Source organism: Myceligenerans crystallogenes (genome assembly GCF_039529775.1).
GTDB lineage: Bacteria > Actinomycetota > Actinomycetes > Actinomycetales > Cellulomonadaceae > Myceligenerans > Myceligenerans crystallogenes.
This window is the reverse complement of the sequence record NZ_BAAANL010000002.1, coordinates 173597-188716: the sequence shown is the minus strand read 5'-3', so window position 1 is coordinate 188716 and position 15120 is coordinate 173597. Positions and strand designations below refer to the sequence as shown.

The window sequence follows — 15120 nt, the reverse complement described above, 5'->3', positions numbered from 1 at the left end:
ACCTCGGGATCAGTCGTTCACGCGACCCAGGTAGTCGCGCGTGCGGGTGTCGACCTTGACCTTGACGCCCTGCTCGAGGAACAGCGGGACCTGGATCTCCGCGCCCGTCGACAGCGTCGCCGGCTTGGTGCCGCCCGTGGAGCGGTCGCCCTGCAGGCCCGGCTCGGTGTAGGTGATCTCCAGCACGACGGACGACGGCAGCTCGATGTACAGCGGCGTGCCCTCGTTCGTGGCGACCATGACCTCCATGCCCTCGGTCATGAAGTCCTTGGCGTCGCCGACCGTCTCCGGGGCGACCGTGATCTGGTCGTACGTGTCGTTGTCCATGAACACGTAGTCCGCGCCGTCCATGTACAGGTACTGGTAGTCGCGACGGTCCACGCTGGCCGTCTCCACCTTGATACCGGCGTTGAACGTCTTGTCGACCACCTTGCCCGACAGCACGTTCTTCATCTTGGTGCGGACGAACGCGCCACCCTTGCCCGGCTTGACGTGCTGGAACTCGATGATCGTCCAGAGGTTACCGTCGATGCGGAGCACGGTGCCGTTCTTGATGTCGTTCGAGGTTGCCACGTTCGTCTTCCTGTTGATCGGGTGATGTGCCGGGCACGACGACGCGCGTCACGACCGGGGAGTTCTGGGGTAGCGCCTCAGTCTAACGGCGAGGCCACGATCGGCTCACATCGGAGCGCCTCACCGGTCACTTGCCTTCCTGCTCCACGCCGTTGCGGGCCTCATCGCCGGACCGCTTGCCCTTTGGCTCCTCGGGCTCCTCGAAGAGCGCACTGAACTCACCCCACCAGTGAACGATGGGTACGTCGTCCTTCTGCCTGCCTTCATCCGTTCCTGGGACGTTGAGCAGGATAATGACGATTGCGACCAACCCGACAGCGGCGGAGCGCCCGGCGCTGCGGACGGTGACCAGCGCGCCTCCGACGACCTTGCTGCCATGTACGAACAGGTCGGTGAGATCTTCGACCGCGGCCCCGTAACGGCGGAGGCCGACAGGGATCCGACGGCTCGCTCGTATGAACCAGTCGGTCAGGACCCACTCCGGAAGCATCAGAAGGCTGCAGATCCGCCGTGAGGCGATCGGGCCGAAAGCTCGGATCGCGCGTCCAACCGTTGGAACCACCCAGCGGAGCCCAATCCTGGTGACGATCACCCCTGCGACCGCTGCAACAATCACCCGGAGGGGATACTCGATCCACGAGAAGGGGAAGAGGAACAGATCCGCGAGCCCCTCGGCGGATTCGGTCATCCCCCGTCCCCTGGCATCGTCTCGCTCTCGCTTCCGTCACCCGCATGCTCAGCCTGCCCGCCGTCCGGAACGCCCGACGATTTGTCCTTCTCGGTGCTGTCAGCCGTCAGCTGTTCGCGCGTGGAATCGTTGACGAGTATCGGATCGACATCGCTCGCGGTGCTGCCAATCGAATTGAGCAAACCCTCCATCTCCTGCCAGATTCCAGGGATCTCGTGGGGCTCGGTATCTTTCGAAATCATCCGGGCATGAAGCGATGCAAGGTGTCCGCGAAATCTCAACTCATTTTCGCGAATCCCAGCTCGCGTGGCAAGCTCCTCCATTCTTTGGTTGAATTCCAGTGTGGCGCGAGCTGCGTGACTTTCCATCTGCTGACGGGCGATCTTCTCGTTCAGCTCGACATCCGCGAGCTTGGCCACGTATTCGGGGTTCTGGCTCATGGCCGCTGCCATGGTCCTCTCTCCCTTGATGATCTCGTCGTACGCATCCACCTTCATGCCTTCGAGTGCTTGCCGGCGATGCAATTCAAGCCATTCGGCGTCGCGCCCGATGGTCACCTCGACGAACTCGACCCGGACGAAATCCGGGAGGTCAGCCATCTTCGCGGTGAAATCCACCGACCGGATCTTTGACAGGAAGAGGTGGTACTCGTCCATCCCGCAGTTATTCGATAGGGTCGTCAAGATCGGAAGAATTCGTTGCTCCATCACTCTGGCTGGATCGGTGCCGTTATGACGAATTGCCTTCATTGGATCACTCGCGTACCACGAAACGTTTGCATTGCAGATGAAATCGAATCCTGTTGTGCTGCTCGGCACCTTGATCTCGAGATTTTCGATCCGGTTTCCGATGTGAACGATTCGATACTCACCCTGCCGCTGTCGCAGGAACCAGTTCATGCTGGAGGTCGGCAACTCCCCGGGTTGAAGAACCTTGGGCTCGCCGCTGCCGAATACCACGACAGTTTCGTCACCGGAAGGCCTGGCGTCTCCCTGGATATCGCGTGGTCGCTTCATCGGGAACGGGCCACGAACCAGCAGCCTTTCGCTCATCTGGATACCTCCGGGTGTGGTCTCGGTCCTTGCCGGCTGCTCAAGGCCATCAGTGCGGCTCTGGCCGTCGCGGATGGCCGGGGCGTGCCATGAGTCTTTTTCTCCAGCGCATACTTCAAGCGATCGATCTCTCTGTTGGTCGGGGCCATGTGGACGATCAGATCGACAACCATGTCGCGCATGGAAGCATCCAGGTCGGCCTTCTTGATCCAGATGCCCAGGCATGCCAGCGCGTCGTCTCGCAAGCCGGTGTCGTTGAGAGCGGCGCGCCAGAGCGAGAGCACGGCAGCATCAGGTCCAGGGCTCTCGCTGCCGGTACGGCGATTTGCCGACCCGCCCGCAAAGACCGTGAGAACAGCCGGCGCCTCGTTCGAGCCTTCGAGGGTGGACAGAGTCGCGTCGTTGCACAGAAGCAGGAACACCTTGAGGAGTTCATTGCGCCGTGGTCCGGTCGCCGCCGACAGCCATCCGTCGATCGACTGGAGCACCAATTCGTGATGAACCACGAAGACGCCCACGATCCCCGTGCGAACCACCCCGATGATTGCCGGGTCTTCGGTGTCCAGCAGACTGCCGAGCCCGTCCATCGCTGCCACGGGCCAGTTGTTGCGTACGGCCAGACCGAGAGCAAGCGCTGCCGTCATGCGCTGACGCCGCGTTCCGGTGACCCAGGACTCGATGAGCCCGAGTGCGTGCCCGGCGACCTGTTCGTCCTCGACCGCGACGCAGAGAGCTGTGGCTGCCGCCCCACGCTCGCGAGGGTCGTTCGACCGTCCCCACGGCTGGAGCACATTCTCCGCGACGTCCGCGAACTCGAACAGCGAGAGGCGCCCGATCGAGAGCGCGGCGCGTGCTCGCACGGCAGGATCTGTGCTGACCACGAGCGTGCGCAGCCATACCATCAGCACTTCCGAGGCATCGAAGTCCTTCCAGGCCACGTCGATCAGAACGTCATGGGTCTGGTTCCGGGTGAACTCGACGATCTCCGCGGGACTCGACCCGTACTCGTTCGAGGCGACACCCGTCTCGAACTTTGCGTCGATCGCAGCCAGCCGCTCGGCCCTGCTCCGAAGAAAGTGTCGTGGCCTGGCTCCTTCCTTGCCGGAGCGAGCGTGGACCACGTCCGCCAGCACTCCCTCGACCCGAGAGATCGTGGCGTACGAGAAACCACCGAAGAACGCGACCGCGAAGGCAAGTTCCTTTTCCCGCGAGCTCCCGCTGTCTCCGAGAAGGTCTCTGACGCGCTCACGTTCACGAGCCACAGCGTGTTCGAGACAGGCGTCGATCGTCGTGGTCCCGTGGGCGACGCCGGCCAGAGCGCGGCCGATCCGACCCACTTCACCGAGTGTCGGTGCGTCGTTCCTCAGCCAGTTGATGATCGGCGCCTCGTTGAGCAGGTCGTCGACGACGTCACTGAAGTGCCGCGGAAGGTCCACGGAGATATGTGCCCGGAGGACCTCCGTCAGCGGCGGTCCTGATGTCACGGACACCGACCAGCGCTCGGAAGCGTCCCCGACCGGCGTGGCATCGTCGACGACGATGACGAGATATGCCCCTCGTTGCGTCAGGAGCGATGCCACATTCGTGAGGGTGAACTCCGCCAGAGCCCGGTCCGCGCGAAGCGCAGGTGACTCGAGCACGTAGCTGTGCCCTGGTTCGAAATCCTCCTCCAGAAGTTCGCGCGGATCGGTTCCCGGCTCCAGGAGGCGGCAGCGCCCAGCAGTCTCGGCCACCTTCGCTGCGACGATGCGTCCGAGGAAGCCGCGACCGGTCCCCCGGGTCCCCCGGAGGACACACAGCCGGTGCTCCTGCAGGATCCGAACCGCGGAATCCGTACCGGGATGTCCCGCATCGACGCGGCGCATGCGGTCGATCAGGTCACGTGACAGTGGTGTGGACAGATTTCGGCGCTGTCGCTGGCCGTCGAGGTAGACGTGCTGATCGCCGGAAACAACCGCGGCCCCGCGCACGTCGAGAGGTGCGTCGAAGGCAACCGCTCCTCGTGCGGTGAAACGCCTGACGCCCCTCTCTACCTCGGCGAACTGGGTGAACTGACCGTCTGCCTCCCGGTCCTGGTCGTCGTCGGGATGATCGTCGTCGTACTTGTCGTCAGCCTGGACGGCGGCGGGCTCCGGAGGCGCTTCGGCAGCTTCGCGGAGGGTCACGCTCGGCCCCGTAGGTCGAAGTGCCCATCGCCTTCCACCACGCCGGCACCTGAGATCGTGACCGGGCCGCCGAAGAAGACGCCGCCTGCGCGACCAGGCCGGTTCTCGGCCGGATGCCCGGCTCCCGCACGGACACCTTCGGCGGCCTGGTTCTCCGCGCCCGGATCCATGGCAAGCGGGACAGCCGGGTAGTTCATCGAGCTGGTTGTCCAGACAGCGACGGGCGAGCCGTGCTTCACCGCGATCTCCATCGGCTCGAACGTCGCTGTCTCGAAGTCGCCGTACCCGGGCCGGAGGATTCCCGACCAGATGGACTCGCTGAGGGCAAGCACCCAACCTTGATCCTGAACCTCAAGAAGGCCCTTCAACTCTGCCGAGTCCAGGATGCCGTGGAGCAGGTTCGCAGCGGGCCCGTTGTTGTCCCTGTCGGTTCTGCGTGGTACGACGTAGCCATCATGCAGGGCGAGCCGGAGGTCGAGGCGCTGACTGGCTGAACGGCTTCTGTTGTGAGTTCGGAGCCGGGAGGACAGTTGTCCGAGAACCGCCCGCAGGATCGTGACAGGCGATATGCCGTCGAAGTCAAACCGGCCACCGTCCCCCCGTGCCTGAGTGACGTAGGAGCGCCGTGGCACCCCGGCATCATCGAATGCATTTTCCAGAATTTCCATCAGGTCGTCGATCAACGCCGACGACCTGCCCGGCTCGCGGCCGGTTGCCGACGATCCTCGAAGATCGACGCCCAGCATCACACGATGCAATGGATCCGCTGCTGTAGACGGCAAGAATTCCTCCAGGTGCCCAGGGAGACGTCACGACAGTACGAAGGGCCGAGGGCCCGGAACATGCAGTAGTACAGGGGCGTTGAATCTCTGAAGTCCGACAGCACCATATTGCAGCAGTCGCACTCTCATCGCGCAAGCCCCTCACCTGCTCCGTTGCACATACGTCATGCCGCTTTGCTCGAGCTGCAGAGTTTTTAGGTGTGGCCCAGGACGACCTGTGGCTTGGTTTCGTACCTGCTGGTCATATCCGGTCGACCGCAATAATGGGACAGGATGCTTTACGTCGGAGCGCCATTGACGATGATCCCGATCGAAGCGGCAAGAACCATGAGCACCACGGAAAGCGGGTAATACGCCAGCGCCTTGCGGATGTGGGCATGCTTCTGCGCGGAGATGTCCGCGAGATTCTTCGCCTGGATCCATGCCTCGCGGCGGTCGTCGTGAACGCGCGTGGCGACGAGGTCGTCCACCGACGCCTCGACGATGTCCGGAAGGGAGTACCGCGAGAAGTCCCGGTTCTTCATCCGCGGGCGGAGTGACAAGGTGAGGTGGATCCCGGCGATCCCGCACAGCACGATTGCCGCCAGTCCGGTCATCGCGCCGGCGACCGCCAGCCATGCACCCGGGACAAGCGCCTGCGCGAACGGGATGGTGGGCGTGCCGACTCCGAACGTCAGCGCGATCGCCGCGACGAGGACACTCGTCTTGACGTCGGCGTTCGTAATGGTGAGCTGAAGCATCGACTGCACGAACTGGGCATCGGCCGAGCCGCCGGACTCCGGCTCTCCATCCGGCCTGGGCGCCTCCGGCACCCGCCGTGGCTCGCGAAAGACACGCGCTCCACTCCACCAGCCCAGCACGGCAGCAGCTCCTTCCGATGGCGAAATGTCCTTCTGTGCAGGAGCCTAGATGCGAGGAATCGCCGCGTCCTGCACCGACACACCCCGCTGACCTGTAGGGTTGCGCATACGCAACAGTGCTGCGCTGAAGTTCGGCGGACTTTAGGAATAGGCTTCAATGTTCACGCTCATCGGTGACCTCGTCGGGTCCCGCAAGATCCCCGACCGCGCTGGTGCCCAGCGCACCATCGGCGAGGTTCTGGAGCGCGTGAACCACGTGATCGACATGGCCCAGATGCTCGAACCCACCGTCGGGGACGAGATCCAGGGCGGCTTCTTCTCGATCGCCGATGCCACGCTGGCCACGCTCCTGATCCGGCTGGAGCTCGCGCCCGACATCGAGATGCGCTTCGGCCTCGGCTGCGGTGACGTGACCGTGCACGACGGCGATCGCAGCCCTCTCCTCCAGGACGGTCCGGGTTGGTGGACGGCCCGGGATGCCATCGACCGCCTCAAGGGCAAGCGCGGAACTCTCTACGCCGGTCCTGCAAGCGCAGACCTTCCCGACCCGGATCTTGTCAACGCCTTCCTCCTTGCCAGGGACGGGCTCGTCGCCACCCTCAACGACCGTCAGCTCCGGATGCTCCTGCTCGCCCTCCAGGGCAAGACGCAGAAGGAGATCGCCGAGGTCGAGGAGATCACGGAGTCCGCGGTCAGCCAAGCCTTCGCCCGGGGCGTCCGGGCAGCGCATGACGCACAGGTCACCTTCGGAAAGGCAGGATGATGGCAGTAGTTGGAGCGTTTCTCGGGGCGCTCGGAGTCGGTGACCTGTTCCGTGCGTCCGACGACGACACGTCGATGCGGCGCCGGCTCACCGTTCTGGTGATCGGTCTGCTCGCGCTCGGACTCCTCCTGGCAGCAGGCGGGACAACCGGCGGCGACTGGTTCGTGGCGCTGCCGCTCGCCGGCGGGATCGCCGCCTGGGTGTTCGGCTCGGGGGATGCCCTCTCGGCTCGCGGCGGTGCGTTCTCTCGTGTCATCGCGTTCACCGGGCTGGGCCTGGGCCTGGCATGCGCACTGCTGCTGGGCGGTGCCGCACCGAGTTGGCCGTCGTTCCTGACTGGTCCGCTGACCCAGATTCCCGTCGATCGCACGCTGCTCGTCTCCGGGGTCATGCTCGCGCAGCTGTCGACCGCGAACGTGATCGTACGGCTCGTCCTGCACAGCGTCGGCGTACCGACGGCTCCGGGTGAGCGGAAGCTCAAGAGCGGCCGTGTGCTCGGGCCGATGGAGCGGCTCTTCATCATCGGGCTCGGCATGACGGGCGCGTTCACCGCAGCTGCCGCGGTCGTCGCAGCCAAGGGACTTCTTCGCTATCCCGAGGTCAAGGCGGACCGGAACGCAACGGTAGGCGATCGTCCGAACCCGGTATCGGAGTACTTCCTCATCGGCAGTTTCGCCAGCTGGCTCGTCGCAGTCGCAGGGCTGGCCGTCGTCGGACTTCCCTGAACGCTTGACCTCAACCCCGGTTGGGGATCCAGGATGCAGGCATGACGACCAGCATCTCGACCTCATCCGGCGCGTGGCGTGTCGAGCGGCTCGATCTCGACGGGTATCTCGAGCGGCTCGGGATCCCTGCGCGGGAGCCGAGCCGGGAGGCGCTCGACGAGATCCACGAGCGGCACGTGCGGACCTTCACCTTCGACAACGCCGACGTGCTGCTCCGGCAGCATCCCGGGGTGGACCTCGACTCCGTGAGCGAGAAGTTCGTGGGGCGCGGGCGGGGCGGATACTGCTTCGAGCACTCGACGCTGCTGTCCGCGGCGCTGGAACGGCTCGGGTACACGGTGATCCGGCGGCTCGCCCGGGTCGGCGATCCCGCCAAGGGGCCGGTCACCAGCCGGACGCACCTCGTGGTGGAGGTGGTGCTGGACGGGCGGCGGCTGCTGTGCGACCCGGGCTTCGGGATGAGCGTCGCGCGCCCGATCCCCCTGGAGGACGGGCACGTCGACGAGCAGTACGGCAACCGGTACCGGATCGTGCGGGCGGCCGACGGCGTCGTCCCCGCCTGGCGCCTGGAGCGCCTGCGGAACGAGATGTGGGAGGTGCAGCACACGACCGACGAGCTGCCGGTGCGCCCCTCGGACGTGGAGCTCGGGCACTGCTACACGAGCACGTCGCCCGCCTCGCACTTCACGCACGAGCTCATCGTCGCGCGGCGGTTCACCGGGCGCCACGTCACGCTCACCGCGGGCACCGTGACGATCCGGCACGACGACGGCGCCACCGAGCACCATGACCTGGCGGCGGGCGAGCTCACGACATGGCTCGCCGAACTGAACCCGCACCTCTCGGACGAGGAGACGGCGCGCCTGGTGGCCAGGCTGAGCTGACCGGGGCGGTCGGCCGGACGTCGCAGGATCGGCCCCCCGGGCGACCGATCCTGCGACAAGCGACCGACCGCCCCCGCGGGCCGGTCAGCCAACGCGGGACGCCACCGCTTCCAGGGCGAGGCGGTAGCCCTCGAAGCCGAAGCCCGCGATCGTGCCCGTCGCGACGCCCGCCACCACCGACAGGTGCCGGAACGACTCGCGCGTCGCCGGGTTCGAGAGGTGCACCTCGACCAGCGTGAGGCCGGCCTCGGACACCTGGGCGGCCGCGTCGCGCATCCCGTAGCTGTAGTGCGTGAACGCGGCCGGGTTGAGCACGACGTGCGACCGCGTGTCGACCGCCTCGTGCAGCCAGCCGATGAGGGTCCCCTCGTCGTCGGTCTGGCGCACCTCGACGTCCAGGTCCAGGCCGGCGCCCCACTCCCCCGCCGCCTTCTCCAGGTCCGCCAGCGTCGCGTGGCCGTAGATCTCGGGCTCGCGCACGCCGAGCCGGCCGAGGTTGGGTCCGTTGAGGACAAGCACTCGCGTCATGAGCTCGAGGGTAGGTGACCTGGGTCCTCGCCGTGGGAGCTGATCAGCGCTTGGCACACTTTTTTATCCGGATGATATGAACGTGATACCGACGTCCGGCGCGGACTCCGCCAGAATGTGCGGGTGACCTACCGCGTGATGATCACCTGCACCGGAAACATCTGCCGTTCCCCCATGGCCGAGATCGTGCTCCGCGACCGGCTCGACGCCGCCGGGCTGGACGCCGTCGTCGACTCGACCGGCGTCAGCGACGAGGAAGCCGGCAACCCCATCGATCCCCGCGCCAGCGCCGCCCTCGTCCGGCGCGGCTACGCGGCGGGCGACGCGCATGTCGCACGGCACGCGATCGCCTCCGACGTCGCCGCCCGGGGCCTGGTGCTCGCGATGACGAACCAGCACGCCCGGCGGCTGCGCGACCTCGCCCCCGGCGCCGACGTCCGCCTCTACCGCACCTTCGACCCCGCCGCGTACGACCTGGGCGACCACGCCCTGGACGTCGCCGACCCCTGGTACGGCGGCCCGGCCGACTTCGAGATCTGCCTCGACGAGATCGAGGCGGCCGCCGACGGCGTCGTCGCCCACGTCAAGGCGGCCCTGGCGAGCTGAGCGCCGCCCGGCGCCCCGGAATCGCACGTCGCGCTGCTGCGCGCCCTCGCGATCCGGTGCCGCTTGGCACACTTTTACCCGCGAGGGCGGGCGGCCTGGCCGCGCGCCGGCTCAGGCGTCGTCGTCGGGCAGGCCGCCCACCAGGAGCCGGCGGGGGCCCGCGCCCGTGCCGGCGAGGGCGTCGCCGGGGTTGGCCAGGGCACAGGTGCGCAGGGACAGGCAGCCGCAGCCGATGCAGTCCGTGAGGGTGTCGCGGAGGCGGGCGAGCTGCTCGATGCGGGCGTCCAGGTCCGCCTGCCAGGCGCGGGAGAGGCGGGCCCAGTCCTGGCGGCTGGGGGCGTGGTCCGCCGGGAGGGTGGCCAGGGCCTCCGCGATCCTCGCCAGCGGGATGCCGACGCGCCGGGAGGTGCGGATGAACGCGACGCGGCGCAGCACGTCCCGGCGGTAGCGGCGCTGGTTGCCGCTGGTGCGGCGGCTGGAGATCAGGCCCTGGCGCTCGTAGAAGTGCAGCGCGGACACCGTGACGCCGGCGCGCTGCGCGACCTCACCGACCGTCAGCTCCGGGTGTCCCGCCACCCCGCCGTCCGGCGCGCCGCCGGCCGTCATGGGGCCGGGGTACGGCCGCCCCGGCCCGAGTTCGAGCCGCTGTCGCTGCCGTTCTCGTTCTGGCGGCCCGACGACGCTCCCCCGGTGTTGTCCCCCGTGGCGGCCGCCGACGGCTCGGCGGGCGACGTGCCGCCGGTCCCGGGGTCGGCGCCCGTCCCCGTGGCGGGATCGGCCCCGGCCGTCGGGCCGCTCGTGTCATCGCCTGTGTCATCGTCCGTGTCGCCGGTCGCCACGCGGCTGCTCCCCGTGGCGTCCGCGCCGGGCATCGTCGAGGGCGAGTCCCCGGGATCGCCGGAACCGCTCGCGCCGCCGGCGCTCTCCCCCGGGCTCCCGGTCTCCTGGGGGTCCCCGGTGACGATCCCCGACGTCGGCTCCGTGGGCAGCCGCCCGCTGCCCGGCACCGTCGCCGGCGGGACCGGCGTCGCACCGGCGCTGCGGATGTTCTGCGAGAGGGCGTCCTCGCCGTCGAACGGCGTCAGGCACGACGTCTGCGACGAGTCCGTCGACGTCACCACGGTCTCGTCGTCGACGGAGATCGCGCAGCTGATCTGTCCCTCCCCCGTCGCCGTGGCCCCGACGGTGAGCACCGAGGCGTCGACCGGGATCCTGCCGCGCCACGGCGTGGAGACGAGGAATCCTTCCTCGTTGCCGACCTGCTGGGTGTCGACGAGGCCCTTCCGCGACGGTCTCGACTCGCCGCCGCGATCGGCCGCGTCCGAGGCGCCGCCCGCGGGGCCGCCGTCGTCCCGGATCACGCTCGCCGCGTAGCCGACGAGCACCCGCTGCCCCGGCGACGGCGTGGTGATCTCGATCTCGATCCAGTGCCCGCTCGCCGGCGGGTTCGGCAGCGGCTCGCCCTCCATCGAGTACCAGCCGTCCGGGGCGATGGTCGTCAGGGACGGGTTGGCCAGCCGCTCGTACAGCATCCACCCGCCGATCGGCAGCACGACGCCCGCCAGCGCCGCCGCCACGAGCTTCGTGGCCCCGCGCCGCGGCCGCACGGGGCCGGGGCCCACGAGGTCGTCCCGCAGCGGAGCGATGGGCTCGGTGGGCTCGGCGTCGGCCTGCGCCTCCAGGCCGCGCACCTGCTTGGCGCGCACCGCGATCATCGTGTTGATCGCGGGGGTGGCGCGCCACGTGACGGGGCGCTGGGTGCGCCGGGTGATGCGCTCGACGATCTCCTGCGGCGTCGGCCGCCGCGCCGGGTCCTTGGCGAGGCAGTCGCTGACCAGCACCATCAGCTCGGCCGGGACGCCCTCGAGGTCCGGTTCCGTGTGCACCACGCGGTAGGCCACGGACTCGGCCTGCCCCGTGCCGAACGGCGCGTTCCCGGTCGAGGCGTAGGCCAGCACGCAGCCCAGGGAGAAGACGTCCGACGGCGTGCCCGCCTCGAAGCCGCGCACCTGCTCGGGCGACATGTACGACGCCGTGCCCAGCACCTGGCTCACCGAGGTCAGCGCGGTGGCCTCCAGCGCGCGGGCGATGCCGAAGTCGATGATCCGGGGGCCGCCCTCGGTGAGCAGCACGTTGCCCGGCTTGAGGTCGCGGTGCACGAGCCCGGCGGCGTGGATCGTCATCAGGCCCTCGGCCAGCCCGAGCCCGAGGGCGCGCAGCGTGTGGATGTCCAGCGGCCCGCCCTCGTGGATGGCCTCGCGCAGCGAGGGCCCCAGCACGAACACCGTGGCCATCCACGGCTGGCGGGCGTGCGGGTCGGCGTAGACGAGCCCGGCGGTGTGGCTGCCGTGGACGCGGCGGGCGGCGTCGACCTCGCGGGCGAACCGCTCGCGGAACTCCTGCTCGCCGGTGAGGTCGAGGCGCACGACCTTCACGGCCACGTTCTCGCCGTCCGGGGTGCGGCCCAGGTAGACCGTCCCCATCCCGCCGGAGCCCAGCACCCCGAGCAGCCGGTACGGGCCCAGGTGGCGGGGGTCCTCCGGGCGCAGCACCGTGATGGACGACGCCGGCTCCTCCGGGCTCGTTGCGGTCGGCACGCTGCGATCCCCCTTGTCAGATCCCGTCGTCGGTCCGTTCGTCGGCAGGGCTGCTGCCACGTGCCACAGTGTGTCTGCTATGCCCGGCTGATGCTACTGGCGCCCGCCTGAATAGGCGAAATCCGCCGGCGTCTTGACGAACGCCATGAGAACCAGTCCGGCCAGCACGACGGCGACGATACCGAGAGTTCCCCAGATCGTCGCCCCGGCGACCGCGATCGTGACCGTCCAGGCGGTCGAGGACAGGAACGACGCCGCCCGCCCCGTGGTGGCGTACAGGCCGAAGATCTCGGACTCCTTGCCCGCGGGCGTGACCCGCGCCAGGAACGAGCGCGACGCGGACTGGGCCGGGCCGACGCAGCAGCTCAGGATCAGCCCGCCCACCCAGAACACGACCGGCCCGAGGTCCCGCAGGAACACCACGCCCAGGCCCGAGACGAGGATCAGCCCCAGCGACCACAGGATCACCGCGCGCGGCTTGACGACGTCCTCCAGCCGCCCGACCAGCATGGTGCAGATGCCGGCCAGCAGGTTGGCCGTGATGCCGAAGACCACCATGTCGGCGGTCTCGAACCCGAACGCCTTGGAGCCGATCACGGCGCCGTAGACGAACACGCCCGCGAGCCCGTCCCGGTACACGGCGCTGGCCAGCAGGAACCAGAAGGTGGTGCGGGAGTCGCGCCACAGCGCCCGGACGTCCTTCGCGAGCACGACGTAGCCGGCGAGGAAGCTCACGCGCGGGCGATCGGCGACGGGCGCGACGTCGGGCACCCGGCGGAAGATCTGCCAGCAGAAGACCAGGCCCCACACCGCGCAGGCGACGGCCACCCAGCGGAACGGCTCGCCGTTGTCCACGGGCATCCCGAACCAGCCGGCGGCGTTCGCGCCCGCGACGGCCGCCAGCGCGATGACGCCGCCGAGGTAGCCCATCCCCCACCCGAAGCCGGAGACCCGGCCGACGGTCCGCGGCGTGGCGACCTGGACGAGCATGGCGTTGTAGTTCACGCCGGCGATCTCGCTGAAGACGTGCCCGAGCGCGATGAGGGTCGCGCCGAGGACGAACCAGGCGGGGTCGGCCTGGACGAACCACAGGGCGGCCGTGCAGGCGAGCAGGAGGCCGGTGCTGATGCCGAGGCCGAGCTTGCGCCCGCCGGTGGCGTCGGCGCGCTGGCCGAGGACGGGGGCGATCAGGGCGACGAGGATCCCGGCCGCGGCGTTGGCGAGGCCGATGCCGGCGTCGAGCTCGGCGCTCGCCCGCAGCTTGAGCGGGTCGTCGTCCGCGAGCGCCGCGACGTCGTCGGGCAGGAAGCTGTCGGAGACGAGGTAGAGCGAGACGAAGACGAAGGTGGTGATGACGGTCTGGAAGGGCTGGGTGCCCCAGTCCCACAGGGCCCAGGCGACCACGCGTGCGCGGGGGATGCGGGCGTCCGCCTGTCGCTGGAGTCCTGTGGCGGGGGTGGTGTTCTCGCTCATGGGTGGGAACTCTCCTGGGTCCGGGTGAACGGGAGGTGGCGGGGTCGGACCGTCAGAGGGTTTCTTCGGGCGATTTCACGTGCTGCCAGTGCCAGGGTTCGGGGAGGCGGCCGTCGGGGTCGGCCCAGCGGGGGTGGGCCCAGCCGTGGGCGGCGGCGTGTTCCGTGAGCCAGGTGTACTGGGGGCTGGCGTGGGTCTGGACGCCGCCGCCGAGGTCGACGGCGAGGCCGAGGCCGTGGCTGGAGCAGCCGGGGGGTGCGGCGAGGGGTGAGCCTGCGAGGCCGACCTGGGACTCGTAGCTGCGGTAGGCGGAGTTGATGGTGAGGTCGGTGCCGAACTGGGCCTTGTACTCGGTGTTGAGGGCGACGAGGGAGGCGAGGATGTCCTTGCGGACCTGGAACTCGGGGGCCCAGGGGATGGTGGCGAGCTGGTCGGCGGGGAGGTGGCCGCTGTCGGGGCTCCAGAGCTGGTCGGGCTGGGGGCAGACGGCGGTGTCCTGGGCGGTGGCGAGGGTGCCGGTGGCGGTGGTGAGTTCCTTGTGGTGCCTGCCGAGGGTGGTGACGGCTTCCTGGAGGGTGGGCAGGTCGGCGTCGGCGAGGGCGTCGTCGGTGGTGCCGGCGGCGGCCTGGGTGGCGGCGTCGAGTTTCTTCTTGACGGTGGCGCGGGCGGGGTCGTCGAGTTCGCCGGTGGCGTCGTAGGTTCTGCGGCCGGTGTCGATGGCGGTGGTGAGGGTGTGGCGGCCGTCGGCGATCCGGGTGTGGGCCTGGTCGATCATGGAGGAGACGACGCCGGCCTGGGCGGCGGCGAGGTTCTCGGTGGCGGTGGCGGCGTCGCCGGGGCGGCGTTCGAGGAGGGGGGTTCCGGCGAGGACCTGGTCGGCGGTGGCGAGTTCCCGGGTGAGGGTGTCGCGGGTGGCGGGGTCGGCGACCTGGCCGTCGGACTGCTCCAGGAGGGTGCGGGCGGTGCCGGCCTCGGCGGTGAGGTCGCCGGCTTCCTGGTCGAGGAGGTAGTAGGTGCCGCCGAGGGTGCCGACGAGCAGGAGGGCGACGACGGTCACGACGACGGTGCCGGTGCGTGCCCGGCGGGGTCTGCGGCGGGGTTCCTTGCGTGCGGGTCCGGTCAGCATGGGGGCCGACCAGGTCGCGGTCCCGGGGTCGGGGGCGGGCGGGGCCTGCGGCGTGGGCCAGGGGGACGGCGGTGGCTGCGGGGCGGGCTGCTGCGGGGCGGGCGGGCGGGGGCCCGCGGGGGGCAGGGCGGCGCCGGGCTGCCGGACGGGGAGTCCTCCGCTCCGCCCCGGGAACGCCTGTGGCGTGCCCGGGGTGGAGGCACCGGTCCGGCCCTGCCCGTGCGGGGCGGGTTCAGGGGGCGGCGGGAAGGACGTCGCGGTCACAGCGACCGAACTTACGGCACGTGCCTGGGAGAAC

15 protein-coding genes are annotated in these 15120 nt (G+C 69.2%); 4 read left to right on the top strand and 11 right to left on the bottom strand.

The window, feature by feature from the left end; all coding sequences use genetic code 11:
• Nucleotides 1-9: 9 nt before the first annotated feature.
• From efp to ABD208_RS05540, 6 genes are all read right to left on the bottom strand, one after another.
• Nucleotides 10-573, bottom strand: coding sequence for an elongation factor P (gene efp / locus ABD208_RS05565; protein ID WP_344100388.1), 564 nt, complete (start codon nt 571-573; stop codon nt 10-12).
• 127 nt (nt 574-700) lie between these two features.
• Entirely contained in the window at nt 701-1261 is a 561-nt protein-coding gene (locus ABD208_RS05560; protein WP_344100386.1) for a hypothetical protein, read from the bottom strand.
• A complete protein-coding gene (locus ABD208_RS05555; protein ID WP_344100384.1) occupies nt 1258-2313 on the bottom strand; it encodes a hypothetical protein in 1056 nt (351 codons plus the stop codon). Before ABD208_RS05555 ends, ABD208_RS05560 begins: the two co-directional genes overlap by 4 nt.
• On the bottom strand, nt 2310-4478 hold the full coding sequence (locus tag ABD208_RS05550) for a hypothetical protein (RefSeq protein WP_344100382.1): 2169 nt from the start codon (nt 4476-4478) through the stop codon (nt 2310-2312). The genes ABD208_RS05555 and ABD208_RS05550 overlap by 4 nt, the downstream gene beginning before the upstream one ends.
• Complete coding sequence (locus ABD208_RS05545; RefSeq protein WP_344100380.1) at nt 4475-5224, bottom strand: hypothetical protein; 750 nt, start codon at nt 5222-5224, stop codon at nt 4475-4477. Before ABD208_RS05545 ends, ABD208_RS05550 begins: the two co-directional genes overlap by 4 nt.
• A gap of 314 nt (nt 5225-5538) precedes the next feature.
• Nucleotides 5539-6120 carry a Pycsar system effector family protein gene (locus ABD208_RS05540; RefSeq protein WP_344100379.1) on the bottom strand — a complete coding sequence of 194 codons (582 nt, stop codon included), beginning with the start codon at nt 6118-6120 and terminating at the stop codon, nt 5539-5541.
• 157 nt (nt 6121-6277) lie between these two features.
• Here ABD208_RS05540 and ABD208_RS05535 point away from each other — a divergent pair, with 157 nt between their 5' ends.
• The 3 genes from ABD208_RS05535 (at nt 6278) to ABD208_RS05525 (ending at nt 8492) form a co-directional block, all read left to right on the top strand.
• A complete protein-coding gene (locus ABD208_RS05535; protein ID WP_344100377.1) occupies nt 6278-6883 on the top strand; it encodes a SatD family protein in 606 nt (201 codons plus the stop codon).
• A 74-nt stretch (nt 6884-6957) separates the two neighbouring features.
• Nucleotides 6958-7608 (top strand): hypothetical protein, encoded by a 651-nt coding sequence (locus ABD208_RS05530; RefSeq protein ID WP_344100375.1) that lies wholly within the window; start codon nt 6958-6960, stop codon nt 7606-7608.
• Between the two features lie 41 nt (nt 7609-7649).
• The gene (locus ABD208_RS05525) at nt 7650-8492 is read left to right on the top strand and encodes an arylamine N-acetyltransferase family protein (protein WP_344100373.1); all 843 of its coding nucleotides are present in this window, start codon (nt 7650-7652) and stop codon (nt 8490-8492) included.
• A gap of 84 nt (nt 8493-8576) precedes the next feature.
• On the opposite strand, the gene ABD208_RS05520 is transcribed toward ABD208_RS05525, so the two are convergent.
• Nucleotides 8577-9020 (bottom strand): type II 3-dehydroquinate dehydratase, encoded by a 444-nt coding sequence (locus ABD208_RS05520; RefSeq protein WP_344100371.1) that lies wholly within the window; start codon nt 9018-9020, stop codon nt 8577-8579.
• A gap of 123 nt (nt 9021-9143) precedes the next feature.
• Between ABD208_RS05520 and ABD208_RS05515 the strand changes: the two genes are divergently transcribed.
• Nucleotides 9144-9626, top strand: coding sequence for a low molecular weight protein-tyrosine-phosphatase (locus ABD208_RS05515; RefSeq protein ID WP_344100369.1), 483 nt, complete (start codon nt 9144-9146; stop codon nt 9624-9626).
• A gap of 111 nt (nt 9627-9737) precedes the next feature.
• On the opposite strand, the gene soxR is transcribed toward ABD208_RS05515, so the two are convergent.
• The 4 genes from soxR to ABD208_RS05495 all read right to left on the bottom strand — a co-directional run bounded on the left by soxR (nt 9738) and on the right by ABD208_RS05495 (nt 15086).
• A complete protein-coding gene (soxR, locus tag ABD208_RS05510; protein WP_344100367.1) occupies nt 9738-10232 on the bottom strand; it encodes a redox-sensitive transcriptional activator SoxR in 495 nt (164 codons plus the stop codon).
• A complete protein-coding gene (locus ABD208_RS05505) occupies nt 10229-12223 on the bottom strand; it encodes a serine/threonine-protein kinase (RefSeq protein WP_344100365.1) in 1995 nt (664 codons plus the stop codon). The genes soxR and ABD208_RS05505 overlap by 4 nt, the downstream gene beginning before the upstream one ends.
• Before the next feature lie 93 nt (nt 12224-12316).
• Nucleotides 12317-13696, bottom strand: coding sequence for an MFS transporter (locus ABD208_RS05500; RefSeq protein WP_344100363.1), 1380 nt, complete (start codon nt 13694-13696; stop codon nt 12317-12319).
• A gap of 52 nt (nt 13697-13748) precedes the next feature.
• A complete protein-coding gene (locus tag ABD208_RS05495; protein ID WP_344100361.1) occupies nt 13749-15086 on the bottom strand; it encodes a M15 family metallopeptidase in 1338 nt (445 codons plus the stop codon).
• Nucleotides 15087-15120 lie beyond the last annotated feature (34 nt).

Excerpts from the sequence above, each read along its gene's own strand:
- soxR (WP_344100367.1), bottom strand. The coding sequence starts at position 10,232 with ATGACGGCCGGCGGCGCGCCGGACGGCGGGGTGGCGGGACACCCGGAG.
- ABD208_RS05545 (WP_344100380.1), bottom strand. The coding sequence starts at position 5,224 with ATGCTGGGCGTCGATCTTCGAGGATCGTCGGCAACCGGCCGCGAGCCG.
- ABD208_RS05500 (WP_344100363.1), bottom strand. The coding sequence starts at position 13,696 with ATGAGCGAGAACACCACCCCCGCCACAGGACTCCAGCGACAGGCGGAC.
- ABD208_RS05555 (WP_344100384.1), bottom strand. The coding sequence starts at position 2,313 with ATGAGCGAAAGGCTGCTGGTTCGTGGCCCGTTCCCGATGAAGCGACCA.
- ABD208_RS05560 (WP_344100386.1), bottom strand. The coding sequence starts at position 1,261 with ATGACCGAATCCGCCGAGGGGCTCGCGGATCTGTTCCTCTTCCCCTTC.
- ABD208_RS05525 (WP_344100373.1), top strand. The coding sequence starts at position 7,650 with ATGACGACCAGCATCTCGACCTCATCCGGCGCGTGGCGTGTCGAGCGG.
- ABD208_RS05530 (WP_344100375.1), top strand. The coding sequence starts at position 6,958 with ATGCGGCGCCGGCTCACCGTTCTGGTGATCGGTCTGCTCGCGCTCGGA.
- ABD208_RS05535 (WP_344100377.1), top strand. The coding sequence starts at position 6,278 with ATGTTCACGCTCATCGGTGACCTCGTCGGGTCCCGCAAGATCCCCGAC.
- ABD208_RS05520 (WP_344100371.1), bottom strand. The coding sequence starts at position 9,020 with ATGACGCGAGTGCTTGTCCTCAACGGACCCAACCTCGGCCGGCTCGGC.